Origin of the sequence: Infirmifilum sp. (genome assembly GCF_049970975.1) — an archaeon.
GTDB classification, from domain to species: domain Archaea; phylum Thermoproteota; class Thermoprotei; order Thermofilales; family Thermofilaceae; genus Thermofilum; species Thermofilum uzonense.
This window is the reverse complement of the sequence record NZ_JBMFLX010000112.1, coordinates 1-1,392: the sequence shown is the minus strand read 5'-3', so window position 1 is coordinate 1,392 and position 1,392 is coordinate 1. Positions and strand designations below refer to the sequence as shown.

Below are 1,392 nucleotides of genomic sequence, written 5' to 3'. Positions count from 1 at the left end.
CTCGAGCCTCGGAATGATTTCGTTGTCACTCCTGACGGTTACTACTAAAGCTGAGGAGAGGGAGGCGAGCTTCAAAGCCCTCCCAATGTCGTAGCCCTTCAGGTAAAGGGCGACGAACGTCCCAGCCATGGCGTCCCCCGCTCCCACTGGATCCTCGACGACAACGTTGAATGCCTCCACACCGACCTTCTCCCCCTCCTTCACCGCCACAGCTCCCTTCGACCCCATTTTGTAAACGAGCGTCTTAACGCCCAGCTCCCTGTATTTCCTATAGGCCTCGTCCACATCTTTCACTCCCAGGATCAGGACTTCGGCCCTCTCGGCGGCTTCCTTAAGCCCCTTCATGACCCTCGACACGAGCTCGTCGTTGGGCCTCTCGAGGGCGAGGTAGTCGACCGCGATTAATGGATTAGAGCCGACGCAGGCCAGGTCGTTAGTGTTCATCGCGAGGCAGTCCTGGGCCACGGGCTCGATTATCCCCGTCTGTAGGGCCAGGGGGGTCTTCGTCGCAACCCCGTCGACGTGGATCGAGAGGTAGTAGTCCCCGAGCTTGACAGCGTTCGCGTAGTGCCCAACCCCGACCTCTCCGGCCTTGAAATAAGCTTTGGCGATCTCGTGGTACTGCCTGAGCTTGCCTAAGTCGACGCCGGACTTCGAGTAGTCGCTCACCAGAGGCCTCCCTCCGGCGACCAGTCCGCGCTTACCCCGAGCAGGCCCCTGGCCTCCCTGTTCTTGTAGGTGTACCTCACTACCTCGGCCTTCTCGGCTTGTTCCCTAATCGTGTTGCCTATGTCGCTCCTGTAGATCAGGGGGACCTTAACCCGTATAAACATGCATGAATCCCCGTCGCTTTATATGCATGGTGCAGCTTAAATATTGTCCAGTGAATTAACTGCTGAATAATTTGTATGGACCCGGGCATGGTCGACGTGGGCAGGCTCGATAACGAGGCCAGGCGCAGGGTGTTGGGGTACGTGCTCTCCAGGGGCGTGAGGCCCAGGGATCTGGGCTTCGACAGTACATACGTCTATAAGGCCAGGACTGGTGGTTGAGAGGTACGAGCACTATGAGAATGAGGGTGAGGGGATTGTAAAAGACGTACCACATTTGTTCTCTTATTCGAGAACTCAACCTCGTAGACACCCTTCCCCGGTATTGTGGAGGTAGTCGGCCCCCACTCCCCATTTTCCAAGAGTTCACCGGGGAAGGATGCCATTGAAAAAGAATAGATGCTTTAACTTAAAGACTTTTACCCCACCCCTAGAAGGGGCGAGGTTTGTCGTTCGTTTTAAAATCATGTTTACCGCTAAGGTTACGATGCAGGGTGGTTACCCTTACGTTAAGATTCCTAAGGCTGTTAGAGAGGAAATTTATTTATAATGACTGACTGAC

General features: G+C 55.0%; 2 protein-coding genes and 1 pseudogene. 1 reads left to right on the top strand and 2 read right to left on the bottom strand.

All coding sequences use genetic code 11. From position 1 onward, the window contains the following. Both ACP5KC_RS09130 and ACP5KC_RS09125 read right to left on the bottom strand, forming a co-directional pair. A partial coding sequence (locus tag ACP5KC_RS09130; RefSeq protein ID WP_428287341.1) for a PfkB family carbohydrate kinase occupies positions 1–669 on the bottom strand: 669 nt, incomplete at its 3' end. Then, positions 666–812, bottom strand: a pseudogene (locus tag ACP5KC_RS09125) (phosphoribosylamine--glycine ligase); the annotation flags it as partial. The gene ACP5KC_RS09130 and the pseudogene ACP5KC_RS09125, both read right to left, overlap by 4 nt. A gap of 117 nt (positions 813–929) precedes the next feature. On the opposite strand from ACP5KC_RS09125, the gene ACP5KC_RS09120 reads away from it, so the two are divergent. Then, on the top strand, positions 930–1,052 hold the full coding sequence (locus ACP5KC_RS09120; RefSeq protein WP_428287340.1) for a hypothetical protein: 123 nt from the start codon (positions 930–932) through the stop codon (positions 1,050–1,052). The last annotated feature ends 340 nt before the right edge of the window (positions 1,053–1,392 follow it).